Raw genomic sequence first — 25,441 nt, forward strand, 5'->3', positions numbered from 1 at the left:
GGTCCGCGGGCCTGTCACAGCGCGGCGTAGACGGCGGCGAGCAGGTCCTCGGCACGCCGGTCACCGGCGAGGGCTTCGCGGCGCATGTTGGGCACGAAGGCGAAGGCCAGGTCGTGGTCGGGATCGGCCAGACCGAGTGACCCACCGGCGCCCGGATGACCGAATGCGCCGGCGCGCGCGGCTTCCGGGACCGGCAGGGTCTGGGAGGGCAGCATCACGCCGAGTCCGAAGGCGCTGTCGAGAAGCAGGACCTCGTCGGCGCCGCGCACCCGCTCCCGGACCGCGTCGCGCAGCAGGGACTCCGGGATCAGGGCGCCGCCGAGCAGGTCGCGATAGAAGCCGGCGAGACCGCGGGCGGTGGCCACCAGGCCACTGGCGGGCCAGCCACCGGCGAGCACGGCCGGATCGTTGTGGGAGCCGCGCGGATTCGTCGAGGAGCGCATCAACAGGGAGTCCGGATCGCGGTAGGCGGCGGCGAGGCGGCCGACCACGGCGTCGGCGCTGGCGGAGTCGCCCGGCTCCCAGGTCATCTCGTGTGCGGCGGGGAACTCGAGCCGGGCCGCCTTCGCGATCACCTCGGCGGGCGGACCGAACCACAGCTCGCCGTCGACCAGTTCACGGACGAATTCCCCTACGCTGCGGCCGGTCCCGCGACGGACCAGTTCGCCGACCAGCCACCCGTAGGTGAGCGCGTGATAGCCGTGCCGGGTGCCCGGCTCCCACAGCGGGGCCTGGCCCGCGAGTTCGGCCGCCATCGCGGCCGGATCGGCCGCCTCGGCCTTGGTGATCGGACGTTCGAGCACGGGCAGCCCCGCGCTGTGGGTGAACAGGTGCTCGGTGGTGACCGCGTCCTTGCCGTGCGCGCCGAACTCCGGCCACCAGTCGACGACCGGCGTCTCCGGCTCGATGCCCGTGCGCCGCATCACCGCCAGGGCGGCGACAGCCGTGACCGCCTTGCCGCTGGAGAACGCCACGCACGGGGTGTCGGCTTCCCACGCCCGCCCGCTTCGCCGGTCCGCCGTGCCGCCCCACAGATCCACCACCGGGCGGCCCCGCACGAACACCGCCACCGCCGCGCCGAGATCCGCGCCCGCGGCCAGCGACGCTTCGAAGACCTCCCGCACGGCGGCGAAGGCCGGATCGCACGTGCCCGCAACGTTGCCCATCACCGAATTAGAACACGTATCAGTTCAGTGGGCGGGCGGAAACGTGGACCCCGGTGCTCCGTCACACGGCGATTCGCCGTTGGAGGCGTTTCATCCATCGCGGCGCCCACCAGCAGTCGTCGCCGAGCAGTTTCATGGTGGCGGGCACGAGGAGCATGCGCAGCACGGTGGCGTCGATGATCAACGCGGCGCGACGGCCATGATCACCACCAGCATGTTCGACTGGATGGGCTGCGGGGTGAAGTTCAGCAGACCCGCGCCGTTGCCGTCGATGAAGATCCAGGTGAGGATGCCCAGCGTCGAGCCGAGGCCGAGCGCACTCATCGCGGCGGCCTCGAGGGGCAGCACCAGCGAGCCGAAGGTCAGGAACATCAGCACCGTGGTCACCAGCACCACCAGCGCGATCATCCACGGCATCCGAACCAGCAGGGCGTCGATGCTGTCCTTCTGCAACGCGGGCACGCCGCCGACGAGCATCCGCACGCCCGGGGGCCGGTCGGTTGCGGCCGAACGCGGCATCGGCGAGGCGACCGGCCTCGGACGATTCCGAGGTGGGTCGAACATGCCGCCCGAACTCAGGTGGTCCGCCAACCCGTGACCGTAGCCCGCGAGCGCCAGCGCCGCCGCGGCGATCACGCCGATCACCAGGTACCGGGCACGGCCGACGAACCCTCCCCACCACTGCATACGGCCGACGTCCTTTCCCCGGGTGGTCCCGCGACGTCCCACCCCGCGCGCCGATGAGTTTCCGCCGCGCCGCCGGTCTGTATCGACAGACCGATCAGCATTGGAGGAACAGCCATGACCGCCGTCTACACCTTCGACGTCTTCACCAGCCTCGACGGCTTCGGCTCGTACGGTCCGGACGGGGACTGGGGCGGGTATTGGGGCAAACACGGCCCCGAGTTCCTCGACCACCGCGTGGCGCAGATGATCGAGGACCAGCGAATGGTACTCGGCGCCAACACCTTCCGTGAGTTCGTGGAGATGATCGGCGCGGTGCCCGACCTCGACCCCATCAACGCGCGCATGCGCGGCATGCCCACCACGGTCGTGTCCACGACGCTGACCGACACCGCCCCCTGGCCCGACGCCACCCTCGCCGCAGGCGACGCCGTCGACATCGTCGCCCGGCTCAAAGCGGAATCGGACGTGCCGCTGCGCTCACACGGCAGCCTGTCGATGAACCGCGCGCTCATGGCCGCCGGGCTCGTCGACCGCGTCCAGGTGACGATCTTCCCCGTCATCACCGGCCGCACCGGCGAGGCACCCATCTTCCGCGGAGCCGAAGACTTCGACCTCGAACTGCTCGACAGCCGAACCTTCGACAACCGCATCCAGGAACTGATCTTCCGGCCCACCCGGCACAGGTGAGGATCGACCTCCCGACTGTCCCGCCTGCTGTCGTTGACCGGGACAGCACCGGCGCGGGAGACCGCCGGATCGGTCCCGCGCGTACCTCGAGGCTGCACCGCTGCGGCGATCATCTGGAATTGGGCCGGCGACTGTTCCCTCACCAGCCGCGTTCGCGCCATTCGTTCAGGTGGGGGCGTTCGACGCCGAGGGTGGTGTCGTCGCCGTGGCCCGGGTAGACGACGGTGTCGTCGTCGTAGCGGTCGAAGATCTTGGTGGTGACGTCGCCGAGGAGGGTGTCGAAGTCGGCGGGGGACCAGGTTTTGCCGACGCCGCCGGGGAACAGCGAATCGCCGGTGAACAGGTGGGTGCGGACGGCGGGTTCGGGGAGGGCGAGGGCGAGGGAGCCGGGGGTGTGGCCGCGCAGGTGGATGACGTCGAGGGCGAGTTCGCCGATCTCGACGGTTTCGCCGTCGTCGAGGAGGCGGTAGGGCTTGACGGGCAGGGGCTCGGCGTCGAGGGCGTGGGCGGCGGTGGGGACGTCGAGGGCGGCGGCGACCTGCTGCAGGGCCGCCCAGTGGTCGGGGTGCTGGTGGGTGGTGACGATCAGGCGGACCTTGCCGGGCATCTCCTGCTCGACCAGTTCGAGGATGCGGTCGGCTTCGTTGGCGGCATCGATGAGCACGGCGGCGCCGGTGGCCGCGCACTGCACCAGGTAGACGTTGTTGTCCATGCCGCCGACCGCCATCTTGACGATGCGGGCGCCGTCGAGGTCGCGCTGCTGCGGGTTCGATCCGGGGGACACGTGGCCGGTGTACGGGCGGTCGATCGTGATCACCCCACCGATGCTATTCCACGGCAACCCCGGCGGCGGGGGATACATTCATGGCATGCCGCTGCCGACGAGAAACCGTGTCCGCCGGTCCGCCCGGGTGATCGTCGGCCTGCTGCTGGTGATCCTCGCGCTGACCGGTGCCCCGGGCGCGCTGGCCGAGCCGCCCACCCGGATGGGCACCTACGTGGTGGACGAGGCCCGGGTGCTGGACGGCGACGGCGCGGCGCGGGTCCGCTCGGCGGTCGACCGTCTCTACGCCGACCACCGGATCCGGCTGTGGGTGTACTACGTCCACGATTTCGGCGGTGCGAGCCCGGAGCAGTGGGCGACCCGCACGGCCGCGGTGTCCGGGTTCGGCGAGCGCGACCTGTTGCTCGCGGTGGCGACCGATGCCCGCGAGTACTGGTTGGCGGGCAGCGTGCCGGGCGGCGTCTCCGACGGTGAGCTCGACACCGTGCTGACCGATCGGGTCGAGCCCGCGTTGCGGGACAGCCGGTGGGCCGAGGCGGCGGTGGCGGCGGCCGACGGTCTCGGGGCGGCGTTGAGCGGTGGCGGGATCAGCGGCCGCGCGGTGCTGGTCGCGCTGCTGGTGGTGGCGGCGTTGGTGGGCGGGCTGGTGCTCTGGTCCCGGAAACGCCGTCGCGACCGCGCCGCCACCGAACTGGCCGCCGCCCGCCAGGTCGATCCCACCGATTCCGCGGCGCTGGCCGCGTTGCCGTTGGCGGCGCTGCACGCCCGCTCGCGGGAGGTGCTCGTCGAGATCGACGATGCGATCCGGGCCAGTGCCGAGGAGCTCGCCCTGGCCGTCGGCGAGTTCGGCGAGACCGCGGCGATGCCGTTCACCACCGCGGTCGGCGAGGCGAAGGCGGCCGCGGCCCGGGCGTTCCGCATCCGGCAGCAGCTCGACGACGCGGTGCCCGAGACACCCGACGAACAGCGCAGCCTCCTGATCGAGCTCATCACCCTGGTCGGGCGGGCCGACCGCGAACTGGACGCCCGGGTGGCCGAATTCGACGCCATGCGCGACCTGCTCATCGACGCGCCGGGCCGGTTGGACGGCTTGACCCGGGATCTGGTGGAGCTCACCGGCCGCGTGCCGGCCTCGGAGGCCGAACTCACCCGGCTCGCCGCGACGCATCCGGCCGGCGTGCTCGCGCCGATCGCCGACAACGTGCGGATGGCGCGCGAACGCATCGCCTTCGCCGAGGAGAACATCGACGCCGGGCGCGCCGCGCTGGCCCGGCCCGTGGGCGAGCAAGGTCCGGCGGTGGGCGCGATCCGCGCGGCCGAGAGCGCGATCGGCCAGGCCCGCGCCCTGCTCGACGCCGTCGACAACGCGGCCGCGAACATCCAGCAGGCCCGCGACGGGTTGCCCGCCGCGCTCGACGAACTGCGCAAGGACATCGCCGCCGCCACCGAGCTGGAGGGCTACGGCGGCGCGGAGCTGGCCGCCGCCACGGCCGCGGCCCGCCAGACCCTCGACGCCGCCACCGCCCAGGCCGACACCGATCCGCTCAGCGCGTTCCACGACGCCGTGGCCGCCGACGCCGACCTCGATCGGGCGCTGGCCGCCGCCACGGACCGCAAGCTCGCGGTGGCGGATCTGCGCCGTCGGTTCGATCACGCGATGACCGACGCGCAGGCCAGGATCGGCGCCGCCGCCGATTTCATCAGCACCCGCCGCGGCGGTGTGGACGCCACCGCCCGCACGCGGCTCTCCGAAGCCCAGCGCCACCTCGACGCCGCCCGGGCACTGGCCGCCGCCGACCCGGCCCAGGCACTCACCCACGCCCAGTCCGCTGCCGGGCTGGCCGGTCGTGCCTTACAGGAGGCACAGGCCAGCGTGCGGGCCTTCGAGGCGAGCAGGCCGCCCTCGGGCGGGGCGCAGGCCGGGGCGATCCTCGGCGGCATCCTCGTGGAAGGGTTGCTCCGTGGCGCGATGACGGGCGGGCGACGCGGTGGAGGTTTCGGCGGCGGTGGTTTCGGGGGCGGGGGTTTCGGCCCGCGCTCCTTCGGCGGTTCGAGCGGATCGCGGCGGGTCAGCCGCGGTGGACGGTTCTGACCGACCGGCGCTTCGCCCAGCCCGCCACGCCGATGCCGAGCGGCACCAGGACGGTGAGGAACCCCGACATCGGCTCGAACGCCAAGCCGAAGGCGGTCATGGCGGCGACGGCGGCCAGCACGGGCCCGGGGACGTAGCCGCGGGCCCGCTCCACCTCCATCACGGCCACGCCGAGGGCCATGCCGACGACGCCGAATCCGGTGAACCAGAAGGACAATTCGGTCGGCTGATCCTTGGTGAGCCAGTCCACCACGCCGAGCCCGGTGTGGCCGGCGCCGATGACGGTGAGCAGGGATCCGACGAGCGGTGGCGGAGTTTTTGAATTCATATTCATAAACTATGCCCTAGGCTGTCCCCGTGGCAAGACCCCGGCGATTCACCGACGATCAGGTTCTCGACGCGGCGCGCGATCTGCTCGCCGATCCCGCCACGCTGCACCCGACCATCGCCGCGATCAGCGCCGCCTCCGGTGTGCACACCGGGTCGATCTACCTGCGGTTCCCCTCCCGCGACGAACTGCTGGCGCGGCTGTGGCTGCGCTCGATCCGTCGCTTCCACGTGGGGTTCGTCGAGGCGCTCGGCGGCCCCGACCCGTTGCTGTCGGCCGCGATCCACCTGCCGCGCTACTGCCGCGCCCACCCCACCGAGGCGCGGGCGATGAAGATGTTCCACCACGAGGAACTGCTCGAGGTGGGCCCGCCGGAACTGCGGGCCGAGATCGCCGGTGTGAACGACGACATGAACGCCGCGCTGCGGGCGGCCGTGGTGGCCGAGTTCGGCGCCGCCGACGAGCACCGGATGGCGATCGCCGAAGCCGCGGTCAAGGCCATCCCCTACGGCCTGGTCCGCGACTACATCGCGCGGGCCGCACCCATCCCGGACTGGGTCGACGACGTGGTGGCCACCGCGACCGGCGCCGTGGTCCGCGAGTTCGGCAGGCGTCCCGCGCCGCGCTGACCGCGGGACTCAGGCGTCGATGGGTTCGGCCGCCAGGGCGGACAATTCGCGAGACACCGCATCCGGCAGCCGGTCGGCCAGCGCACCACCGCCGAGCACCCCCACGCACAACCGCGCCGCGAAGGTGTAGACGAGGAAGGTGACCGCGGCCGCGGCGCCCGCCGAGGGCCGCGGATGGGCACTGAGATAAACGATTTCGTAGTCGGTCACCGACAGGCCGGGTGGCATCGCGAAGGCGGGCACCACGCCGGTGTTGGTGATCGCGACGTGTCCGGCCAACGAATGCACGCGCCGGGGGCCGAAGAACTCCGGGAAGTGCAGCACCGACTGCTGAACGACGCCCTCGGCCAGATCGTGGCCGAGGCGCGCGGCGATGCGCCTGGCCAGCGGCACGAAGCCGGTCGCCGGGCCGATCTCGGCGGCGAACCCGGCCAGCCCGCCCATGTTGGTGCCCGCCGCCGCGGCCACCGGGGGGTCGAAGCGGGTGCGCAGATCCACCGGGTACACACAGGTCAGCGGCACGGATTCCGCTGCGGGACCGCCCTTCTCGGCGGCGACGGCGCGCAGCAGCGCGGCGGTGACCAGGCCGTTGACGGTGACGCCGTGCCGATGCCCGAGCGCGATGATGTGTCCGGTCGCGGCCGCGTCCAGCACCACGCGCGCGGGCCGGGCCAGCGTCGGCGGTGCGGGCGGCGGCGGTTCCAACGGCAGGGCGTGCGCGACGGTCGACAGCGGCGTAGCGACCTCCTCGAGTCCCGACAGCGCGCTGCGCCGGGCGCCCCGGCGGGCGGCGTACCACTCCAGCGACTGCGGGATCTCGTGCGGCACCACGCTCGTCGCACCCTGCTGGACGCCCTCGGTGTAGTGCTGCCAGAGCCGCGCGAACAGCGCCACGCAGTGCCTGGCATCGGCGATCGCGTGGTGGGCGAACAGCGTGACGCGGGCGCGGTCGGCATCGGGCACGATGTCGAGGTAGGCGAGCTGGCGTCCGGGATCCACGGGTTCGGCGGGGATCCGGACGGCATCGACGTCCCCCGGCGCGACCCACGCGCCGATCGCCTCGCCGGGGCGCAGCAACCATCCGCCACCCGCGGCGTCCTCGACGATCCGGCAGACCAGCACCGGGTACTCGCGCTGCAGGGCGGTGAAAGCCGCTCGGAGCGCGGCGATCTCGAGCGCGCCGCGGACCACGATCGAACGCCCGGTGTACGTGCCGTGCCGCACGAACCGCGCCTCCGACGGCGCGAGCTCGCGCACCACCACGTCCTCATCCCACCACACACCGCAAGAGTGACGGGCGGGTCGCCGGTGCGCAAGTGGGACGAGCACCGGTGGCAGTGGGACGGCCCCGGACGGGCAGCGGCCGGGGATGCGCCAGACTGCGGGCATGAGTCTTTCCGCGCACCTGGAGGAAATCGGCCGCCCGCTCGTCGAGGAGCAGCGCCGCCATCCCACCGTCGCCGGCATCGCCGCGGGCGACCTGCCCGAGCCGGTGTTCCGCTCCTGGCTCGAACAGGACTACCTGTACCTGCTCGACTACGTGCGGGTCTTCAGCCGGCTGGCCTGGCAGGCGCCCGACGCCCACCTCGGCGACCTGGTCGATCTGGCGCACAGCACCTTTCACGACGAGCTCGCCCTGCACCGCTCGCTGGCGGCGGAGTTCGGCGCCGACCTCGACAACGCGGTGAAGGGCGCGCCCTGCGCCGCCTACACCGCCTTCCTGCTCGACGCCGCCGCCGACTACGCCGACGGCCTGGCCGCGCTCTACCCCTGCATGTGGGGCTATTCGACGTTGGGCGCGCTGCTGGCCGCCGACCCGCCCGCCGAGCCGCGCTACCGGCGCTGGGTCGAGACCTACGCCGATCCCGGATTCGCCGCCCTCACCCGCCGCTGCGCGCAGATGCTCGACGAATCCGGCGCCGACCCGGCCCGCGCGGAAACGCTGTTCCGCGAAGCCATGCGGCACGAACTCGCCTTCTGGGACGTGCCCTGAGCACGCCGACGGCCCGCCACCGCGCGGTGGCGGGCCGTCGCGGTGCGGTCAGACGCCGATGAGGTGCTGGGCCAGGTAGCCCTCGACCTTGTCGAGCGCGATGCGCTCCTGCGCCATGGAATCGCGCTCGCGGATGGTCACCGCCTGGTCCTCGAGGGTGTCGAAGTCGACGGTGATGCAGAACGGGGTGCCGATCTCGTCCTGGCGGCGGTAGCGGCGGCCGATCGCACCCGCGTCGTCGAACTCCACGTTCCAGTGCTTGCGCAGCTGCGCGGCCAGATCCTTGGCCTTCGGGGTGAGGTCGGCGTTGCGCGAGAGCGGCAGCACGGCGGCCTTGACCGGGGCGAGCCTGCGGTCAAGGCGCAGCACCGTGCGCACGTCCACCCCGCCCTTGGCGTTGGGCGCCTCGTCCTCGGCGTAGGCGTCGACGAGGAACGCCATCAGCGAGCGGGTCAGACCGGCCGCCGGCTCGATGACGTAGGGGATGTAGCGCTCGTTGTTGGCCTGGTCGAAGTAGCTCAGCTCGGTGCCCGAGTGCTCGGAGTGCGTCTTGAGGTCGTAGTCGGTGCGGTTGGCGACGCCCTCCAGCTCACCCCACTCGCTGCCCTGGAAGCGGAAGCGGTACTCGATGTCGACGGTGCGCGTCGAGTAGTGCGACAGCTTCTCCTTCGGGTGCTCGTAGAGGCGCAGGTTCTCCGGGTCGATACCCAGGTCGGTGTACCAGGCCAGCCGGGTGTCGATCCAGTACTGGTGCCACTGCTCGTCCTCGCCCGGCTTGACGAAGAACTCCATCTCCATCTGCTCGAACTCGCGGGTGCGGAAGATGAAGTTGCCCGGGGTGATCTCGTTGCGGAAGCTCTTGCCGATCTGGGCGATGCCGAACGGCGGCTTCTTGCGCGCGGTGGTCTCGACGTTCTTGTAGTTGATGAAGATGCCCTGGGCGGTCTCCGGGCGCAGGTAGTGCAGGCCCTCCTCGTCGTCGACCGGGCCCAGGAAGGTCTTGAGCAGGCCGGAGAAGTTGCGCGGCTCGGTCCACCGGCCGGGCTCGCCGGTCTCGGGGTCGCGGATGTCGGCCAGGCCGTTGGCCGGCGGGTGGCCGTGCTTCTCCTCGTACGCCTCCAGCAGATGGTCGGCGCGGTAGCGCTTGTGCGTGATCAGCGACTCGACCAGCGGGTCGGTGAAGGTGGCGACGTGGCCGGAGGCCTCCCAGACCTGACGCGGCAGGATCACCGAGGAGTCCAGGCCGACGACGTCCTCGCGGCTGGTCACCATCGACCGCCACCACTGCCGCTTGATGTTCTCCTTCAGCTCCACCCCGAGCGGCCCGTAGTCCCAGGCCGACTTGGTGCCTCCGTAGATCTCACCGCACGGGTACACCAGACCCCGGCGCTTGGCGAGGTTGGCAACGGTGTCCACCTTCGACTTGGGTGCCACGCGAGATTTCTCCATCCACTGCGAGTCGGATTGGTTTACAAGCAATGCAATAGTGTGCAGCCGACACTAAGGATGGGACTAGCCTATCCGTAGCCGTGCGGCGGCCGTGCACCAGCCGCGTCGCGGCCGGGCAGCACCGGCGACTCGGCCCGTCCACCCCGACGTCGCCGCCGCGCTCCGCCCCTCGCTTCGGTCACTGACCTGCGGTTTCCCCGCTCCGAAGCAGTGCGGTTCGGATTCTCCGGCGCGCCTGTTTGACATGCGCAACTGTGCATATCAAAATGGGATCGCTTTCCATTAAGGAGATGGTTTCCGATGACCGCCGATACGGCCGCCGCGCACACACCGTACCGCTCCCCCGGGCCCGCCCCGGTGCCCGCCCGCAGCGTGCTCGAGGACGCCGGTGAACTGCTGCGCGCGCTCGCGGCGCCGGTCCGCATCGCGATCGTGCTGCAGTTGCGGGAGTCGCCGCGCTGCGTGCACGAACTCGTCGACGCGCTCGGCGTGACGCAGCCGCTGGTCAGTCAGCACCTGCGCATCCTCAAGTCCGCCGGCGTGGTGCACGGTGAGCGATCCGGACGCGAGGTGCTCTACGAACTCGTCGACGACCATCTCGCACACATCGTCGTCGACGCCGTCGCGCACGCCGAGGAAGGGTGATCCGTGCAGGACAAGACGTCCGCCCCGCAGAAGCCGGTCGGAATTCGCAGTACGCGCCAGCGCAGCGCGATCGCCGCGTTGCTCGGCGACATCGATGAGTTCCGCTCGGCGCAGGAGCTGCACGACGAGCTCCGCAAGCGCGGCGAGGGCATCGGCCTGACGACCGTCTACCGGACCCTGCAGTCCCTGGCCGACGCGGGCATGGTCGACGTGCTGCGCACCGACTCCGGCGAGTCGGTCTACCGGCAGTGCTCCAGCGGCCACCATCATCACCTGGTGTGCCGGCACTGCGGGCGCACGGTCGAGGTGGCCGGCCCCACCGTCGAGGCGTGGGCCGACGCCATCGCGGGCGAACACGGTTTCACCGACGTCAGCCACACCATCGAGGTGTTCGGCACCTGCCGCGACTGCGCCGAGCGCCGTAGCTGAGGACGGCGGACGCACAACGGTCGCGGCCGGATGCCGGTCGTGCCCCTCACCCCGGGGACACATCGATCGGGTGCGCATCGCGGCGGCGATGCGCACCCGATTTCCGGTGTATCGAGGGTCGACGTAGGCCGGGTCCGTCGACCCGTTCAGGCCAGGGCGGGCTCGCTCGCCGCCGTGACCTCGCGCTCGGCGCCGCGGGCCCGCTCGCGCAGCGCCGCCACACCGAGCAGCGCGATCCCGCAGGCGGCCCAGACGAGCAGTACCACAAGGGGTTTCGTGGCACCCGCGCCGTCGAAGAAGGCGACCGACCGCAGCAGTGAGGACGCCGCACCCGGCGGCAGCAGCTGGCCGAGCGCGCCCCACGGCTGCGGCAACAGTTCCGGGGCGGAGGTGGCCGCGGAGAACGGGTTGCCGATCAGGAGCATGGTGAGCGCGCCGAGCCCGATACCCGCCCGTCCGATCACCGCGTTCAGGCCCACGATCGCGCAGGCGACCCCGAACGAGGCCAGGCCCGCCACCGCGGCGAGCGCCGGATAGGAGCCGGGCAGCGCCGACAGCCAGCCCTGCGCGAGCGCCATGCTCAGCAGCCCACCCGCCACGCCGAAGGTGGCCACGCCCGCCAGCCGCGCGCCCGAGCCGGTGACCAGCAGGCTCAGCAGCACCCCGGCGGCGATGCCGGACATCACCAGCGGCAACACCATCGCGCCGAAGGCCGCCCCGCGCGGGTCGTCCGGGTCGGCGGCCACCACGTCCTCCACCGCGCCGCCCTGCGCACCCGACGGCTGCTGGGCCATCGCGGTGAGCTGCTGGGCCACCGCCGGGCTCGCGGCCGAGGCGACCAGGGTGCGCGGTGCGCCCTCGCCGGTGACGATCGCACCGTAGACCTCGCGATCCGCGATCGCGGCGCGGGCGGCCGCGCCGTCGGGCAGCGTGGTGACCGCGAAGGCACCGGGACTGTGCGCGGTGAGCCGCTCGGCGATCGCGGCGGCCTGCGGGCCGGCCACGGCGACCGGCAGATCGCGGGGTGCCAGGTTGGCCGCCGGCCAGGCGAAGGCGATCAGCATCAGCGCTTGCAACAGGGCCGCACCGAGGCCCACCGCGAGCGCGCGTCGCAGGGTGTTCATCGCTTCTCCCAAGAAATCGAATGTCCGTTCTCTTTGTGCGTCCACGGTCCCACCGGCCCCGTTCGCTTGTCAAGAACGAACATTCGTTTTAATTTGGAACCATGCCCCGGGTCAGCGAAGAACACCTCGAACGCCGCCGACAGCAGATCCTCGACGCGGCCCAGCGGTGCTTCGCGCGCAAGGGCTTCTTCGAGACGTCCATGCAGGACGTCTTCGCCGAATCGGGCCTGTCCGCCGGTGCCGTCTACCGCTACTTCAAGAGCAAGAACGACCTGGTGGCGGCGCTGGCCGGGCAGACGAGCGTGCAACTGCGCGCGGTGATCACCGCCGCCGTGCGGGCCGAGCGGCTACCGACCCCCGCCGAACTGGTGCACACGGTCGCCCTGGAGGTGATGCGGCGCAGCGGACCCGACGGCATGGTCCGGCTGGCCCCGCAGGCCTGGGCACTGGCACTGGTCAACGAGGAAGCCGCGGTGGCGGTGCGCGGCGCGATGGGCGGGATCAGGGACCTGTGGTTCGAGTACGCCGCGCGGATGCGGGACGCGGGCCTGCTGGCCCCCGACGCCGACGTCGACGCCGTCGCCAAGACCCTGATCACCGTGCTGCCCGGATTCATCCTCGAGCACCTGATCCTGGGCGATGTGGATGCCGACACCCTCGCCCGCGGTGTCGAAGCGCTGATGCCGATGGCGGCACCGCTGCCCTCAGGGCGCGAGTAGCCCCTGCCGGGCGCGGCCCGCGCCGGAGAGCACCAGCAGCAGCATCGTGGTGAGCGCCTGATCGTCGAGCCCCGCGGCCGGGAAGGTGTAGCGCAGGATGACATCGGCCAGCTTGCCGTGCGCGATCACGGTGAGCGAGCCGAACTGTAAGGCGTTGTTGCGCTCGGCGACTCGCTTGTGCAGCTGCGGTTTGAGCGGGCGGTCCCAGGCCAGCACGCAGGTCAGGCTCAGCACGTCGAGGCCGGGCGCCAGATTCACCGCGCGCAGCGAGCACAGCGCGCCCTCGTACTCGAAGCCGAGCGAGCCCTCCGGGTCGACCCGCACGTCGACGTCGTAGCGGGTCAGGCACGCGCCCGCGCGGGCCTGTAGTTCCTGATCGGGGGTCACTGCCGCGTCCATCTCCGTGCCACCGTTCGCCTGCGTCGCGTCTACTTCGTGCCGCCGAATCGGCGGTCACGCGAAGCGTACTGGAGGCAGGCCTCCCACAGGTTGCGCCGATCGAAGTCGGGGAACAACGTCTCCTGGAAGACGTATTCGGCGTAAGCCGACTGCCACAGCAGGAAATTGGAGGTGCGGAACTCGCCGGAGGGGCGCAGGAACAGGTCGACGTCGGGCATGTCCGGCTCGTCGAGGAACCGGGCAACGGTGCGCTCGTCCACCCGTTCGGGATCGATCTCCCCCGCGGCCACCCGTCGGGCGATTTCCCGTGCCGCGTCGGCGATCTCGGCGCGACCGCCGTAGTTGACGCACATGGTCAGCGTCAGCACGGTGTTGTCCTTGGTGAGTTCCTCGGCCACCTCGAGTTCCTTGATCACGCTGCGCCACAACCGCGGACGCCTGCCCGCCCAGCGCACCCGCACGCCCATCTCGTGCATCTCGTCGCGACGGCGGCGGATCACGTCGCGGTTGAAGCCCATGAGGAAGCGCACCTCCTCGGGGCTGCGCCGCCAGTTCTCGGTGGAGAACGCGTACGCCGAGAGCCACTTCACGCCGATCTCGATGCACCCCTCGACGGTGTCCATCAGCACCGCCTCGCCGCGCTCGTGCCCGGCGGTGCGGGGCAGGCCGCGCTCCTGGGCCCAGCGTCCGTTGCCGTCCATCACCAGGGCCACGTGATTGGGCACCAGCTCCGGCGGCAGCTGCGGCGGACGCGCGCCGGACGGATGCGGGGCGGGCGGGCGCACGGTGCGGGTCGCGGAGGCGGGGTCACGACGGAGGATCACGGGCTCCATCCTGCCCGATGGCGGCACGCCGCTCGGCGGGTGGGGCGCGGGCTCAGCCCGCGTGCCCGGCGGTCGCCGCGTCGCGGGCCGGGCCGGAGCGTTCGATCAGCGGCAGGGTGCGCAACTGCCGCTCGAGATGCCATTGCAGGTGCGCGGCGACCAGGCCGCTGGCCTGCTTGCGGGTCGACTCGGGCACGGCCTCGATACCGTCCCACTCCCCCCGCGCCAGCGCGACGAGATGGTCGAGCACGCCCGGCGCCGGGGTGGCCGCGCCGGGCGGGCGGCAGTGCACGCAGACCGCGCCGCCCGCGGCCACGTGGAAGGCGCGGTGCGGACCCGGGGTGGCGCATTTGGCGCATTCGTCGAGCGCGGGCGCCCAGCCGGCGAAGCGCATGGCGCGCAGCAGATAGGCGTCCAGCACGAGTTCGTGCGGGCGCTGTTTGGCGGCGATGGCACGCAGGGCGCTCGCGGTGAGCGCGTGCAGCTTCGGCGCGGGGGCGCGCTCCTCGCCCGCGAGGCGTTCGGCGGTCTCCAGGATCGCGCAGGCGGTGGTGTAGCGGCCGTAGTCGTCGATGATGTCGGCGGCGAAGGACTCCACCGTGTGCACCTGGGTGACGGTGTCCAGATTGCGTCCGGGGTGCAGCTGCACGTCGATGTAGGAGAACGGTTCGAGCCGGGCGCCGAACCGCGACCTGGTGCGCCGCACACCCTTGGCCACCGCGCGCACCAGCCCGTGCTGCCGGGTCAGCAGCGTGACGATGCGGTCCGCCTCGCCCAGCTTGTGCTGGCGCACCACCACCGCTTCGTCCCGATACAACCGCACGCCCCCATCCTCGCACGCGGGCGCGACAACCACGCTGCGGACATGAGGGCGGCGGCCGGACTCAGGAACGCAGCAACCCGCCGATCAGCAACACCAGGGCATCCAGGGCCTGCGCGTGGGCGGTGGCCTGGTCCTCGGAGTGCGCGACGATCATGCCCGCCTCGGTGACGGCACTGAGCACCACCTGGGCGAGCATGCGCACCGGCGCGTCGGCGAGCAGGCCGAGGCTGCGCGCGGCCTCGAACTGCTCGATGAGCAACCCGAGACCGTAGCGCACCTCGAAGTCGCGCCAGGCATGCCAGCCGAGCACGGCGGGCGCGTCCGACAGCGCGATCTGCACCATCTCCGGCCTGCGGCAGATCCGCAGGAAGGTGTCGAGTCCCTCGCGCAGGCCCGCCATCGGATCGTTCGAGGGCGGCACCGCGGCCATCGCGGCGGCGAGTTCGGCGCTGTTCTCCCGTTCGAGCTGTTCGAGCACCGCGACGAACAGCCCGCGCTTGTCGCCGTAGTGGTATTGCAGCGCACCGCGCGTCACCCCGGCGGCGGCCACGATCTCCTCGGCCGAGACGGCCGTGAAGCCGCGCTCGGCGAACAGTTCGCGAGCCGCCTGTTCCAGTTGCCCACGGGTGCTGCGGGTGCGGTCGAGCTGGCTACGTCGCTGCATGCTGGCGGGTGAAGTCCAGGATCAGCTCGGTCAGCGCGGCGGGCTGGTCTTCCGGGATCGCGGTGTAGGAGTCGTCGACGAACCGCAGCGTGGCGTTCGGCAGGTCCGCGGCCAAGCGCTCGGCCAACCGCACCGGGAACAGCTTGTCCTCGCGCGCCCACACCAGCAGCACCGGCAGGTCGATCTCGCCGAAGTGGCGCGCGGCTTCCAGCGTGTAGCTGTTGCGCGCGCCCGCCAGGAAACGGCGCAGGTCGTGCCGGATGGCGCCGGAGCGGCGGCTGGGCAGCAGGTAGGTGTCCACGACCTCCGGGGGCACCGGACGTTTGACCACCCAGCCCAGCGCGATCGGCAGCGGATGCAGGGCGCGGATGCGCAGCAGTTCGGTGGCCGGGCGCAGCGAGCCGGGAATCCGAGCCAGCGGGGTGAGGAGCTTGAACGGCGGCGGCAGGAACCGCTCGTAGCAGTCCACCGAGGCCAGCACCACGCGCGCGATCCTGGCCCGCTGACGGGCGAGCAGCACCTGGGTGATGGCACCGCCGGTGTCGTTGGCCACCAGGGTGACGTCGGTGAGGTCGAGCCGGTCCAGGAAGGCCGCGATGAGATCGGCGAGCCCGGCGGGCGACAGGTCGGCCTCCGGCACCGGGATCGAATGCGCCCCCAGCGGCCAGTCCGGCGCGAGGCACCGATACCCGGCGGCGGCGATGTCGGGGACGACCTTGCGCCACAGGTTGGCGTTGACGAGCAAGCCGTGCACGAACACGACCGGGGAACCGCTTCCGGTCTCGTAGTACCTGATCCGCCCGCCGGGCAGGTCGATCTCCCGCTGCCGGCCGAGCGCACTGCTGTGTGTCATGACCCCATCCCCTCTGCGAATCCCGTTGTGCGAGAACACGTCGAACATTACATACATTCCGTATGTATGTCCAGGGTCATCGTCCCGCCCGGCGCCCGAATCGTCGCATCAACGGCTCGTCGACCAGGTGGAAGATCAGCGCCGCCGCCAGCACCGAGAGCAGCAGGCACAGCACCGCCCAGCCCAGCCAGCCGAGGAAGCCGAATTGCCCGCCACCGATGAAGAGGCGGGTGACGAGCACCATCACCGGGAACTGGATCAGGTAGAAGGCGTAGGAGATCTTGCCCAGCCACACCATCGGCGGCGCGGCGTTGAGGCCACGGACGCCGGCCAGATCGCGCGCGGCCAGGGTGGCCACCACGGCGGTCATCGGAGCCACCAGCAGCACCGACATCTTGTAGTTCACCGGCACCACGAAGGTCGCGAAGTACGCGACGACGAGGGCGGCCGACGGAACCAGCATGCCGGTGGTGCGCCAGCGGCCCTCCAGCACCAGCCGGGCGGCCAGCACGCCGAGGAAGAACTCCGGCAGCCGGGAGGCCGGGAAGTTGTAGCTGAGCCAGTACGACGGCGAGACCGGGATGTCGGGTTGGGCGAACCAGGCCGGGGAGGCGTGCAGTTCGTGATGCGGTGATACCTCACCCGGCACGAGGCGGGGTGCGAACGCGTTGGCGATCCCCTTCGGGCCGTCCACCCAGAGGTAGAAGCCGGTGTGCAGCAGGGCGATCGCGAGGAACAACACCGCCAGCGCGAGCCACAGCCGATGCGTGGGTATCCGTCGCACCAGTGGAAGAAGCAGCGGAAAGCTCAGGTAGAACAGGATTTCCGCGCACAACGACCACGACGGCACGTTGAGACCGCCGACCGTGGTCCATTTCGGCACCCAGGTGTGCACCAGCGCGAGGTTGGGCAACCACACCACCAGCCGGTGCAACGGCACGCTCGCCACCACGACGAACGCGGCCGCCGCCACCAGGTGCGTGGGATAGATCTTGAGCACCCGGCGCCAGTAGAAGCCGCTTACCGAACTGCCCGGACGGAACGACCAGTAGATGATGAAGCCGGAGAGCACGAAGAAGAACGTCACGCCCGCCGCGCCGAGCTGCATCGGCAGCACCTGGTGGATCTGCCGGAACAACTCCGATTTCTGGAACGGGTAGACCGGCAGGAACACCAGCGCGTGCAGCACGAACACCGCGAACGCCGCCCACCACCGCGCCCCGGTGAGCGCGGGCAGGGCGGGCCTGCGCTCGGGCGCGGGCGCCGCGGCCCGGGCCGAGACAGCCGCGGCGGGACCGGCCGGCACGGGCGCGATCGGAGACGGTGCGGTGGTGGCGGGGGGAACGATCGCGGCCGTGCCCGCCCGCTCCCCCGTGTCGGCGGGGTGCACGATCAGCTCGGGATCAGCTCGCGCAGCCCGGCCGCCACGGCCGCGTCACCGCGGGCCGAGGGATGCAGCGGGGTGCCCATGAGTTCGCTGCGCGGGTCGAGGATGCCGGCCAGCCACGGCTCCGGCGAGCACAGGCCGTGTCCCGCGGTGACGGCCCTGGCGTCGAAGAACTCCACGCCCAACAGAGCCGCCGCCTCGCGCTGGGCGGCGTCCATCCGGTCCCACAGGGCGATCGCCGCGCCCGCGCGCTGCTGCACGATGGAACCGAGACCGAGCACGTCCACGCACCAGTGCTGTTGGCCGGGCGCGTTCATCTCCGGGTAGCCGACCAGGACGATGCGCGCGTTCGGCGCGTAGTAGCGCACGTATTGCACGACAGGCCGGATCTTGTCGGCGAAGAGCGCGCCGTTCACCCCGCGGAAGTCGGTGGCCCGGCCCTGCTCGGCGGCTTCCGGCCCGCACCCGCGCACCAGGTCGAGCACGCAGTTCAGCAGGGTCTGCCGCAGTTTCACGGTGTTCTCGCCCCAGGCGTCGTTGAGCCCGGACTGGATGAACACCGCCCGGGTACGCGGGCCGAAGGCGCCCTGGGCATCGGCGTTGCGGGCCTGGTGCACCAGGGTCAGGCCCGGCCCGCTCACCAGGGACGCCCCGCGGCAGGACAGATCCGCGAAATCGGCCGTGCCCCACACCCCCGTGGCCTGGGCCAGCTGGGTGGGCCAGGAGGTCGGGCTGTGCGAGCAATCGGATTTCGCGCCGGGCGCGGCGTTCTCCAGGGCGGCGGCGATGTCGCCGTTGGCGGTGAACGAATCGCCGAGCACCACCAGCGATTTGCCCTCGGCGGCGGGTGCCGCCTGGGCCGGGGTGACGGCGGCGAGGACGAGTGCGGCCGCCCAGCCGAGCGCGGCGGCGGTCAGGCGGACACGGGAAGGGAGCGTCATGGCATTCCTCGTCGGACGTGGCGGGAATCGGTCAGTAGCCGGGGCGCGGTTCGAAACCGGGGTCGGGCAGCGTGGGCGGTTCCGGCTGCGGCGCGGGGGCCTGCTGCTGGGTGGGCGCCTGCTGCGGCGCCGGTTGCGGTGCGGGGGCCTGCTGGGGCGCCGGCGCCTGCTGGGGGCCGGGCCTGCTGGGGGCCGGGCGGGCGCGGCGGGCTCGGGCGCCGGGGCGGGCGGCTCGACCGTCGTGGTGGGCGGGGTGATGCTCGTGGTGGCGGACGCGGGTGCCGTGGTGGTGGGCCGCGTCGTGGTCGACCGGGTGGTGGTGGACTGCTCGGTGGACGCGTCGTCGTCACCGCAGCCCGCGGCGGCCAGGGCGAGGCCGGTGAGCATCGCGGCGACGGCGAACCTGCGGACGGTGCGGCGGGCGGTGTGCTGCATGGTGTTCCCTCTCCAGAGACGGATCAGCCGACGAGTTCGTCGAGGGTGGGCATGGTGGACGCGATCGGGCTACCGGTGAAGTCCCCGATCCAGCCGTCCTCGCGTTCGAAGAAGCGGATGGCGCAGAAGTGCGGCTGCGCGCCCATGTCGAACCAGTGCGTGGTGCCCGCGGGCACCGAGACCAGATCCCCCGCCTCGCAGACCAGTGCGTAGACCTTGTCGCCGAGATGCAGGTAGAAGCAGCCGCGACCCTCGACGAAGAAGCGGACCTCGTGCTCGGTGTGGCGATGCTCGTCGAGGAAACGGCCGCGGGCGGCGGCGGCCCGGGCGGGCCACTCGGGGTCTTCGGGGGCGGGCACCAGCCGCACGACGTCGACGAACCGGTACCCGCCCGCGCGGCAGACCTCGTCCACCTCCGCGCGGTAGGCGGCGAGCACCGCGTCCTGGCCCGCGTCGGCGGGCAGCTCACGCAGCGGCCACCGGTCGAGCTGGATACCGAACGGCCGCAGGGTGTCGGCGATCTCGGTGCGGTCGGCGGTGCGCAGCACGACCTGATCGCGGTCGTCCTGTGCCATCACCTGTACGAGCGTCATGACCGGTCTCCTCCGGTTCGGAGCTGTAGGGCGCACAGCATTTCCAGGCACTCCATTCGGTTGCGGGCGGTCTCCAGGTCCGGGCCCCAGGTGGTGGCGCCGTGCCGGTCGATCAGGGCCGCGGGCACGGCGTCCGGCGTCAGCCGGGCCGCCAGGTCGGCGGCGATGCGCGGCACCTCGGCGTGATTGGTCAGCACCGGCACGGTGAACGGCCCGGCCGGGCGCGGACCGAAACCCTTGACGATCTCGAAGTCGTCGAACACCACTGTGCCCGCGGCGGCCAGCAGCGTGGCCGCGGTGGTCGCGGCCGGTGGGTGCGCGTGCACCACCGCGCCGCAGCCGGGGACGGCGCGGTAGAGGGCGGCGTGGATCGAGGTCTCGGCGGAGGGCCGCGCGCCCGCGTCGAGCGCGGCGCCGGTGGTCAGGTCGACGGTGATCAGGTCGGCGGCGGTCAACGCCCCCTTGCTGCGTCCGCTGGCCGTCACCAGCGCCCGGTCGGCGTCCAGGCGCACCGAGAGGTTGCCCGCGGTGCCGTCCAGCCAGCCGCGCCCGTACAGCTGCGCCGCGACCGCGGGCACGCCGAAACCGAGAGCCGGGCGCAGGGTCCGGCGTTCGGTGACGATCGCGGTGACCAGATCGCGCGGCGTCACGTCGAAGGCCGGGTTGTAGGCGGCCGTGCCCGAGGGCGCGACGGGCACGCCGGCGAAAGTGGTGACCTCGGCCGGATCACGCTCCTCGAGGACGATCGCCGCCGGGTCGGTCAGCGACTCGTCCACCGTCGATTCCGGCGCCACCACCACGAACGGCACCCCGGCGCGCGCCGCCGCCAGCGCCAGCGGGTAGGTGCCGATCTTGTTGGCGACATCGCCGAGCGCGGTGATGCGGTCGGCGCCGACGAGCACGCAGTCGACGGCGCCGGCGGCCAGCGCGCCCGGGCCCGCCGAGTCCACGCAGATCCGGTGCGGGATACCGGCTTCGGCGAGTTCCCATGCCGTCAGGCGGGCGCCTTGGAGCAGCGGCCGGGTCTCCCCGGCGAGCACCGAGTCGAGCTCGCCGCGGCGGGCCAGCTCGCGCACCGTGCCGAGCGCGGTCCCCCATCCGACGGTGGCGAAGCGCCCGGTGTTGCAGTGCGTGAGCACCCGCACCGGCCCCGGCCCGCACAGCGCGCGCACCTCGTCGGCGGCCCGCGCCGACATCTCCCGGTCGACACGCTCGTCCTCGTCGAGCAGGGCCAGCGCCTCGGCCAGCACGGCCGCGGGCCCGTCCGGCAGCCGCGCCAGCACCCGGCGCACCGCCCACGCCAGGTTCACCGCGGTGGGCCGGGCCGCGGCGATGTGTTCGGCTTCGGCCCGCACCGCGGCGAGATCGGCGCCGTGCGCCCGCGCCGACAACGCCACCGCCAGCGCGCCCGCGGCGCCGATGGCGGGCGCGCCGCGCACGGTGAGCGTGCGGATCGCCGCGACGACCTCCTCGACGGTGCCCAGCCGCGCGATCCGGTACTCGCCCGGCAGCGCCCGCTGGTCGACGACGTGCACCTCGCCGTCGACCCAGTCCACTGAACGTCGCATCGGCCCGTCCCGTCAGGCCACCGCGCCGGGCGCGCCGACGGTGAAGATCTCGAACTGGTACACGAACGCGTAATCGTCGTGGTAGAGCTGCTCGCACAGCGCGTCGTCACGGCGCAGCACCGACGCGAAGCTCGGATCGGGCCGGTGCCTGCTGAGGAAGTTGCGGTAGCAGATCCGCGCGCCCGGCCGGGCCACCCGCACCACCTCGGTCATCATGGTGGCGAACTGCGCCCGGTCGATGCAGCTGGTGACATCGGAGAGCGAGAACTTGTCGATCGAGCCGTCCGGCAGTGCCCGCAGGTGCGCCATCAGGTCGGCGCGCACCGGCTCGACCTTCGTCTCGGCGGATCGGATGGCTTCGACGCTGTCGCGCAACAGGTAGTGCGGCAGCACATTCCGGTCCGGGTAGCGGCCGTGCAGCATGAACGACACCCAGTCGTTGTCGCGGACCAGGTGCTCGGTGAGGGTGTGCTCGAGCCGTTCGAGCACATAGTCCCCGCACGACTGCACATCGGTGACGACGTTGTAGGAGTCGTCGTTGAGCACCGTCTTGAGGGTGCGTTCGGTGAACCCGCGCCGGATCAGCGTGCGCCACAGCACCCCGTCGATCTTCTCCCGGTACACGCGGCGCTGCGCCTCGAGGTCCGCGGCGGCGAAGAGTTCCTTCATCGCCGAGCCGTAGAGCGTGCGCATCATCGGCGCCACCAGCCGCACGTAGAGCCGCTCGTGTCGCCCGGCCAGCAGCACGCCACCGCGAATCGCCTTGTGGTAGCGGGTGAAATAGGCGACGGCGCCGGGTGACAGCGCGGGGGTGAGCTCCTCGAACAGCCGCCAGCGGTCCCGGCTCGGGTCGACCCCGAGGAACTCCAGCAGGGTGTCGTAGGAGAAGTGCCGGATGGCGGCCAGCTTGAGTTCCAGCAGGTAGGTCTGCCCGGCGGAGCTGTCCACCGAGGTGACCGAGCGCGGATTGTGCACCACCAGACTCAGTGCGCGGCAACCGCTTCCGGTCACCGCCAGCACGTCGTCGCCCTCGCCGATGGTCAGCGCGCGCAACTCCGAGCGGGAATCCTCGTCGCAGGTGCTGTAGAGCAGCCAGCGATCGGTCACCGCCGTGGGGGTGGCGGTGGTGGCGGGTGCTGCGGTCATGACGACATCCCTTCCGGGGTTTGACGAGATTCGGAGTCCGCCGGGGCGGGATCGGCGTCGGGGACCGGCGCGCGGGTGGGCAGCAGACTGCCCGCGACGACCGCCGCGACCGCGCAGATGCCGGTGACGACCAGGCAGGAGACCTGGAAGCCGTGCAGGAAGGCGTGTTCGGCGCTGTCCACCAGCGCCGCGGCGACGCCCTGGCCGCCGGATTCGGCGACCCGGGCCGCCACCCCGAGCGCGGCGCCGACCGAGTCGCGGCTGTGGTCGAGCAGGTCGGCGGGCAGGCCGGGCAGCGAGTCGGGCAGCTCACCGGTGTAGAGGGAGTGGTGCACGCTGCCCACGACGGCGATGCCGAGGGTGCCGCCGAACAGGCGGGTGGCGTCGTTCATGGCCGAGCCGATGCCCGCCTTGTCGGCGGGGACGACCGCCATGATCGATTCGGTCGCCGGCACCGCCACCGAGCCGATGCCGAGACCGATGAGCACCATCTGCGCGGCGATCAGCGAGTAGCCGGTGTCCACGCCGTCGACGGAGAACCAGGCGTAGGCCAGCGCCATCAGCACCAGGCCGGTGGTCACCACCGCGCGGGTGCCCACCTTCAGCACCAGCTTGCCGCCCAGCACCGAGCCGACGACGATCGCCACGGCCACCGGGATCAGCCGCACGCCCGCGCCGAGCGGGGTGTAGTCCTTGAGGAACTGGAAGTACTGGGTCACCAGGAAGGTGAAGCCGTTCAGGGTGAAGAACGTGATGGTGATGGTGGCGCAGGCGGCCGAGAAGCGCAGGTTCGCGAACAGCCGCATGTCGATCATCGGATGCGGGGTGCGCAGTTCGCGGGCCACCAGCAGCGCCAGCAGCGCCGCCGCGCCGGCGAAGCCGAGCAGGGTCGGCGCGGCCAGCCAGCCGCGGTTGGGCGCCTCGATGATGCTGTAGACCAGCACACCGATGCCCGCGGTCGACAGCACCAGGCCGGGCACGTCCAGCCCGGGGGTGGCCGGATCGCGCGAATCCGGCACCACCAGCACCGTCAGCACCAGGCAGACCAGACCGACCGGCACCACGACGACGAACACGCTGCCCCACCAGAAATACTCGAGCAGCAGACCGCCGACGATCGGGCCGAGCACCACGCCGATGCCCGACACCGCACCCCAGACACCGATCGCGGCCGCCCGTTCGGTGCGCTCGACGAAGACGTTGGTCAGGATCGACAGCGTCGACGGGAAGATCAGCGCCGCACCGAGGCCCATCACGGTGCGCGCCGCGATCAGCTGCCCGGTGCTGGTGCACAGCGCTCCGAGCCCGGTGGCGACGGTGAAGATCACCAGGCCGAGCAGCAGCGTGTTGCGCCTGCCGAAACGGTCACCGAGACTGCCCGCGGCCAGCACCAGCGCGGCGAAGGTGAGCGCGTAGGCGTCGATGATCCATTGCAGACCGGTGGTGCTCGAACCGAGTTCGCGCACCAGGCTGGGCAGCGCCAGGTTCACGATCATCGCGTCCATGTAGATCGCGATGACGCACAGGCACAGCACGGCCAGCACCAGCGAGCGTGGCCGCGAGGACGTCGTGGTCATGAAATCGGTACCCCTGCTTCGCGTTCGGCACCCATCGCGGTCGCGGCGAGTGCGGCTTGGAAGGACAGTGCGAGCACGTCGTTGGTGACCAGCACCGCGCCGCGGGTGAGATCGCCGATGACGTGCAGTCCGCGGATCGGGGCGCCCTGCGGGCCGAGCGCCTCGAAGGTGGCGACATCGATGCGGACCCCGCCGTGCGGATGCACGGTGAGCCGCCCGGTGTCGAGCAGCTGGGCGAGCAGCGGTTCGCGGCGCAGCGCGTCCGGACCGGTGCCCGCGCCGGTCGCGTTGATCACCACGTCCGCCTCGTGGTCGGCGCCGCCGGCGTGCACGACGAACGCGTCACCGGCCTTCCGCACCGCCGCCAATCCCCCGGTCACCCGCAGCAGGCCCGACTCCATCGCGGCCAGCACCCGTCGCGCGGTCGCGGGGGGAATGGGCGCCCCGTGCACCAGCAGCGGGGTGAGCCATTCGGCGAAGAACACGGCGCGGTCCTCGTCGGCGAGCAGTTGCCAGGCGGGCAACAGGGTGGGCGAGGCGCCGTTGACCACCCGCTGCCAGCCGCGGTCGGCGCCCGCGTCGACCTCGGCGAGTTCGGCGGCCAGCCGCGCGGCCGTGGTGGGCCCGCAGTCGCGCACTTCGCGCCAGTCCGGCGGGGTCGCCGAGGCGGCTTCGATGTCGGCCATCAGCGCCCGGCCGAAGTCCGCCAGCCGCAACGTGCCCGCCGCGAAGGCCGCGCCCATGCACGCCTCGACGTGCGGTACCGGCGCCACGTCCTCGGACCCGCGCAGGCGCGGCAACCTGCCGGAACGGGAGGCCAGCAGGATCGGCCCCTCGTGGCCGCGCGCGGCCAGCGTCAGGAAGACGTCGATGGCGGTGAGCCGGGTGCCGAGCACCGCGACCCGCGCCCGTGGCGGCAGCTCCGGCAACCGCCACGGGTCGGCGAAATACCCTGCGGCGCCGACTATTCCGGGGAACGGATCGGACTGTGCCTGCATCCCCAGGCACAGCACCACGCGCGGGGCCTCGACCGCGAAGCCGCCCGCGCATTCCACCCGGTGCGCAGTCCCCGCACCGGGCACGACCCGGACCGCGTCCGCGCGCACCACGTCCACCAGCACGCCCGCCGTCCGCGCCCGCTCGACGGCCGCGTCGAACATGTCGGCGACGTAGCGGCCGAACCAGCGCCGCGCCGGGAACTCCGGCACCGGCACGCCCGCCCGCGCGGCATGCGCGGTCATCCAGCGCAGGCATTCGTCCGGATCGGCCGGATTCAGGCTGGATTTCGCCGCCCTGGTGTTGATGAGGTGGGTGGGTTCCGGGGTGCCGAAGGCCAGGTGCGGCGCGTCCGGGTCACGGTCGATCACGACGTAGCGGGTGCCCGGGGCGAGGGTGGGCAGCAGCTGCCTGGCCAGCGCGGTACCGGTGGGACCGCGCCCGATCTGCACGACGGCCGCCTCGGTGAGCGTGCGCGGCCGGTCTGGCGTGGACATGATGCC

At 72.1% G+C, this 25,441-nt stretch carries 25 protein-coding genes and 1 pseudogene; 7 read left to right on the plus strand and 19 right to left on the minus strand.

Annotation, left to right across the window (positions count from 1 at the left end):
- Positions 1–14 precede the first annotated feature (14 nt).
- Positions 15–1,166, minus strand: a complete 1,152-nt coding sequence (locus AMO33_RS12955) for a serine hydrolase domain-containing protein (protein ID WP_060592766.1) — start codon at positions 1,164–1,166, stop codon at positions 15–17.
- Positions 1,167–1,227: 61 nt separating this feature from the next.
- Positions 1,228–1,670, minus strand: a pseudogene (locus AMO33_RS30355) (hypothetical protein); the annotation flags it as partial.
- 297 nt (positions 1,671–1,967) lie between these two features.
- On the opposite strand from AMO33_RS30355, the gene AMO33_RS12965 reads away from it, so the two are divergent.
- Positions 1,968–2,540, plus strand: a complete 573-nt coding sequence (locus tag AMO33_RS12965; protein WP_060592768.1) for a dihydrofolate reductase family protein — start codon at positions 1,968–1,970, stop codon at positions 2,538–2,540.
- A gap of 139 nt (positions 2,541–2,679) precedes the next feature.
- On the opposite strand, the gene AMO33_RS12970 is transcribed toward AMO33_RS12965, so the two are convergent.
- Positions 2,680–3,402: an MBL fold metallo-hydrolase gene (locus AMO33_RS12970; protein ID WP_081433165.1), complete on the minus strand. Its 723-nt coding sequence runs from the start codon at positions 3,400–3,402 to the stop codon at positions 2,680–2,682.
- Between the two features lie 7 nt (positions 3,403–3,409).
- Between AMO33_RS12970 and AMO33_RS12975 the strand changes: the two genes are divergently transcribed.
- Entirely contained in the window at positions 3,410–5,416 is a 2,007-nt protein-coding gene (locus AMO33_RS12975; protein WP_060593464.1) for a TPM domain-containing protein, read from the plus strand.
- Here AMO33_RS12975 and AMO33_RS12980 read toward each other — a convergent pair.
- Positions 5,394–5,744, minus strand: coding sequence for a DUF6463 family protein (locus AMO33_RS12980; RefSeq protein ID WP_228791262.1), 351 nt, complete (start codon positions 5,742–5,744; stop codon positions 5,394–5,396). The two genes, AMO33_RS12975 and AMO33_RS12980, sit on opposite strands and share 23 nt — an antisense overlap.
- 29 nt (positions 5,745–5,773) lie before the next feature.
- On the opposite strand from AMO33_RS12980, the gene AMO33_RS12985 reads away from it, so the two are divergent.
- Positions 5,774–6,373 (plus strand): TetR/AcrR family transcriptional regulator, encoded by a 600-nt coding sequence (locus tag AMO33_RS12985; protein ID WP_011207992.1) that lies wholly within the window; start codon positions 5,774–5,776, stop codon positions 6,371–6,373.
- Positions 6,374–6,382: 9 nt separating this feature from the next.
- Here the strand turns inward: AMO33_RS12985 and AMO33_RS12990 are convergent, their stop codons facing one another.
- Positions 6,383–7,654 carry a phthiocerol/phthiodiolone dimycocerosyl transferase family protein gene (locus AMO33_RS12990; RefSeq protein WP_076574198.1) on the minus strand — a complete coding sequence of 424 codons (1,272 nt, stop codon included), beginning with the start codon at positions 7,652–7,654 and terminating at the stop codon, positions 6,383–6,385.
- A 106-nt stretch (positions 7,655–7,760) separates the two neighbouring features.
- Here AMO33_RS12990 and AMO33_RS12995 point away from each other — a divergent pair, with 106 nt between their 5' ends.
- Positions 7,761–8,366: a TenA family protein gene (locus AMO33_RS12995; RefSeq protein ID WP_011207990.1), complete on the plus strand. Its 606-nt coding sequence runs from the start codon at positions 7,761–7,763 to the stop codon at positions 8,364–8,366.
- 48 nt (positions 8,367–8,414) lie between these two features.
- Here the strand turns inward: AMO33_RS12995 and AMO33_RS13000 are convergent, their stop codons facing one another.
- Positions 8,415–9,815: a glycine--tRNA ligase gene (locus AMO33_RS13000; protein ID WP_011207989.1), complete on the minus strand. Its 1,401-nt coding sequence runs from the start codon at positions 9,813–9,815 to the stop codon at positions 8,415–8,417.
- A gap of 300 nt (positions 9,816–10,115) precedes the next feature.
- Between AMO33_RS13000 and AMO33_RS13005 the strand changes: the two genes are divergently transcribed.
- Both AMO33_RS13005 and AMO33_RS13010 read left to right on the plus strand, forming a co-directional pair.
- On the plus strand, positions 10,116–10,460 hold the full coding sequence (locus AMO33_RS13005) for an ArsR/SmtB family transcription factor (RefSeq protein ID WP_011207988.1): 345 nt from the start codon (positions 10,116–10,118) through the stop codon (positions 10,458–10,460).
- A 3-nt stretch (positions 10,461–10,463) separates the two neighbouring features.
- Positions 10,464–10,889, plus strand: coding sequence for a Fur family transcriptional regulator (locus tag AMO33_RS13010; protein ID WP_011207987.1), 426 nt, complete (start codon positions 10,464–10,466; stop codon positions 10,887–10,889).
- A 146-nt stretch (positions 10,890–11,035) separates the two neighbouring features.
- Here AMO33_RS13010 and AMO33_RS13015 read toward each other — a convergent pair whose 3' ends face one another.
- Positions 11,036–12,013: a hypothetical protein gene (locus tag AMO33_RS13015; protein WP_060592770.1), complete on the minus strand. Its 978-nt coding sequence runs from the start codon at positions 12,011–12,013 to the stop codon at positions 11,036–11,038.
- 101 nt (positions 12,014–12,114) lie between these two features.
- On the opposite strand from AMO33_RS13015, the gene AMO33_RS13020 reads away from it, so the two are divergent.
- The gene (locus tag AMO33_RS13020) at positions 12,115–12,732 is read left to right on the plus strand and encodes a TetR/AcrR family transcriptional regulator (protein ID WP_060592771.1); all 618 of its coding nucleotides are present in this window, start codon (positions 12,115–12,117) and stop codon (positions 12,730–12,732) included.
- Here AMO33_RS13020 and AMO33_RS13025 read toward each other — a convergent pair.
- The 12 genes from AMO33_RS13025 to AMO33_RS13085 form a co-directional block, all read right to left on the minus strand.
- On the minus strand, positions 12,718–13,131 hold the full coding sequence (locus AMO33_RS13025; RefSeq protein ID WP_011207984.1) for a YbjN domain-containing protein: 414 nt from the start codon (positions 13,129–13,131) through the stop codon (positions 12,718–12,720). The genes AMO33_RS13020 and AMO33_RS13025 overlap by 15 nt on opposite strands.
- Before the next feature lie 29 nt (positions 13,132–13,160).
- Complete coding sequence (locus AMO33_RS13030) at positions 13,161–13,964, minus strand: isoprenyl transferase (RefSeq protein ID WP_011207983.1); 804 nt, start codon at positions 13,962–13,964, stop codon at positions 13,161–13,163.
- A 43-nt stretch (positions 13,965–14,007) separates the two neighbouring features.
- Positions 14,008–14,778, minus strand: a complete 771-nt coding sequence (gene recO / locus AMO33_RS13035; RefSeq protein WP_076573565.1) for a DNA repair protein RecO — start codon at positions 14,776–14,778, stop codon at positions 14,008–14,010.
- A gap of 61 nt (positions 14,779–14,839) precedes the next feature.
- On the minus strand, positions 14,840–15,442 hold the full coding sequence (locus tag AMO33_RS13040) for a TetR/AcrR family transcriptional regulator (protein ID WP_041559946.1): 603 nt from the start codon (positions 15,440–15,442) through the stop codon (positions 14,840–14,842).
- A complete protein-coding gene (locus AMO33_RS13045; RefSeq protein WP_011207980.1) occupies positions 15,429–16,295 on the minus strand; it encodes an alpha/beta fold hydrolase in 867 nt (288 codons plus the stop codon). The genes AMO33_RS13040 and AMO33_RS13045 overlap by 14 nt, the downstream gene beginning before the upstream one ends.
- Positions 16,296–16,371: 76 nt before the next feature.
- A complete protein-coding gene (locus AMO33_RS13050) occupies positions 16,372–17,601 on the minus strand; it encodes an acyltransferase family protein (protein ID WP_240327513.1) in 1,230 nt (409 codons plus the stop codon).
- An 86-nt stretch (positions 17,602–17,687) separates the two neighbouring features.
- Positions 17,688–19,058, minus strand: coding sequence for an SGNH/GDSL hydrolase family protein (locus tag AMO33_RS13055; RefSeq protein ID WP_159033816.1), 1,371 nt, complete (start codon positions 19,056–19,058; stop codon positions 17,688–17,690).
- Between the two features lie 23 nt (positions 19,059–19,081).
- Positions 19,082–19,651, minus strand: a complete 570-nt coding sequence (locus AMO33_RS13065) for a 1,2-dihydroxy-3-keto-5-methylthiopentene dioxygenase (protein ID WP_011207976.1) — start codon at positions 19,649–19,651, stop codon at positions 19,082–19,084.
- Positions 19,648–21,219, minus strand: a complete 1,572-nt coding sequence (locus AMO33_RS13070; protein WP_060592776.1) for a bifunctional S-methyl-5-thioribose-1-phosphate isomerase/methylthioribulose 1-phosphate dehydratase — start codon at positions 21,217–21,219, stop codon at positions 19,648–19,650. The genes AMO33_RS13065 and AMO33_RS13070 overlap by 4 nt, the downstream gene beginning before the upstream one ends.
- Before the next feature lie 12 nt (positions 21,220–21,231).
- On the minus strand, positions 21,232–22,365 hold the full coding sequence (locus tag AMO33_RS13075) for a DUF3419 family protein (RefSeq protein WP_060592777.1): 1,134 nt from the start codon (positions 22,363–22,365) through the stop codon (positions 21,232–21,234).
- On the minus strand, positions 22,362–23,942 hold the full coding sequence (locus AMO33_RS13080; RefSeq protein WP_060592778.1) for an MFS transporter: 1,581 nt from the start codon (positions 23,940–23,942) through the stop codon (positions 22,362–22,364). Before AMO33_RS13080 ends, AMO33_RS13075 begins: the two co-directional genes overlap by 4 nt.
- On the minus strand, positions 23,939–25,435 hold the full coding sequence (locus AMO33_RS13085; RefSeq protein WP_060592779.1) for an FAD/NAD(P)-binding protein: 1,497 nt from the start codon (positions 25,433–25,435) through the stop codon (positions 23,939–23,941). The genes AMO33_RS13080 and AMO33_RS13085 overlap by 4 nt, the downstream gene beginning before the upstream one ends.
- Between the last annotated feature and the right edge of the window lie 6 nt (positions 25,436–25,441).

Origin of the sequence: Nocardia farcinica, from assembly GCF_001182745.1 — a bacterium.
GTDB lineage: Bacteria > Actinomycetota > Actinomycetes > Mycobacteriales > Mycobacteriaceae > Nocardia > Nocardia farcinica.

What these genes read in the sequence shown, in the direction of transcription:
- AMO33_RS12965 (WP_060592768.1), top strand. Translation starts at nt 1,968, where the DNA reads ATGACCGCCGTCTACACCTTCGACGTCTTCACCAGCCTCGACGGCTTC.
- AMO33_RS13020 (WP_060592771.1), top strand. Translation starts at nt 12,115, where the DNA reads ATGCCCCGGGTCAGCGAAGAACACCTCGAACGCCGCCGACAGCAGATC.
- AMO33_RS13015 (WP_060592770.1), bottom strand. Translation starts at nt 12,013, where the DNA reads ATGAACACCCTGCGACGCGCGCTCGCGGTGGGCCTCGGTGCGGCCCTG.
- AMO33_RS13080 (WP_060592778.1), bottom strand. Translation starts at nt 23,942, where the DNA reads ATGACCACGACGTCCTCGCGGCCACGCTCGCTGGTGCTGGCCGTGCTG.
- AMO33_RS12995 (WP_011207990.1), top strand. Translation starts at nt 7,761, where the DNA reads ATGAGTCTTTCCGCGCACCTGGAGGAAATCGGCCGCCCGCTCGTCGAG.
- AMO33_RS13055 (WP_159033816.1), bottom strand. Translation starts at nt 19,058, where the DNA reads ATGCAGCACACCGCCCGCCGCACCGTCCGCAGGTTCGCCGTCGCCGCG.
- AMO33_RS12975 (WP_060593464.1), top strand. Translation starts at nt 3,410, where the DNA reads ATGCCGCTGCCGACGAGAAACCGTGTCCGCCGGTCCGCCCGGGTGATC.
- AMO33_RS13025 (WP_011207984.1), bottom strand. Translation starts at nt 13,131, where the DNA reads ATGGACGCGGCAGTGACCCCCGATCAGGAACTACAGGCCCGCGCGGGC.
- AMO33_RS13000 (WP_011207989.1), bottom strand. Translation starts at nt 9,815, where the DNA reads ATGGAGAAATCTCGCGTGGCACCCAAGTCGAAGGTGGACACCGTTGCC.
- AMO33_RS12970 (WP_081433165.1), bottom strand. Translation starts at nt 3,402, where the DNA reads ATGTATCCCCCGCCGCCGGGGTTGCCGTGGAATAGCATCGGTGGGGTG.
- AMO33_RS13005 (WP_011207988.1), top strand. Translation starts at nt 10,116, where the DNA reads ATGACCGCCGATACGGCCGCCGCGCACACACCGTACCGCTCCCCCGGG.
- AMO33_RS13070 (WP_060592776.1), bottom strand. Translation starts at nt 21,219, where the DNA reads ATGCGACGTTCAGTGGACTGGGTCGACGGCGAGGTGCACGTCGTCGAC.
- AMO33_RS13075 (WP_060592777.1), bottom strand. Translation starts at nt 22,365, where the DNA reads ATGACCGCAGCACCCGCCACCACCGCCACCCCCACGGCGGTGACCGAT.
- AMO33_RS12980 (WP_228791262.1), bottom strand. Translation starts at nt 5,744, where the DNA reads ATGAATTCAAAAACTCCGCCACCGCTCGTCGGATCCCTGCTCACCGTC.
- AMO33_RS13040 (WP_041559946.1), bottom strand. Translation starts at nt 15,442, where the DNA reads ATGCAGCGACGTAGCCAGCTCGACCGCACCCGCAGCACCCGTGGGCAA.
- AMO33_RS12955 (WP_060592766.1), bottom strand. Translation starts at nt 1,166, where the DNA reads ATGGGCAACGTTGCGGGCACGTGCGATCCGGCCTTCGCCGCCGTGCGG.
- AMO33_RS13065 (WP_011207976.1), bottom strand. Translation starts at nt 19,651, where the DNA reads ATGACGCTCGTACAGGTGATGGCACAGGACGACCGCGATCAGGTCGTG.
- AMO33_RS13030 (WP_011207983.1), bottom strand. Translation starts at nt 13,964, where the DNA reads ATGGAGCCCGTGATCCTCCGTCGTGACCCCGCCTCCGCGACCCGCACC.
- AMO33_RS13045 (WP_011207980.1), bottom strand. Translation starts at nt 16,295, where the DNA reads ATGACACACAGCAGTGCGCTCGGCCGGCAGCGGGAGATCGACCTGCCC.
- AMO33_RS13085 (WP_060592779.1), bottom strand. Translation starts at nt 25,435, where the DNA reads ATGTCCACGCCAGACCGGCCGCGCACGCTCACCGAGGCGGCCGTCGTG.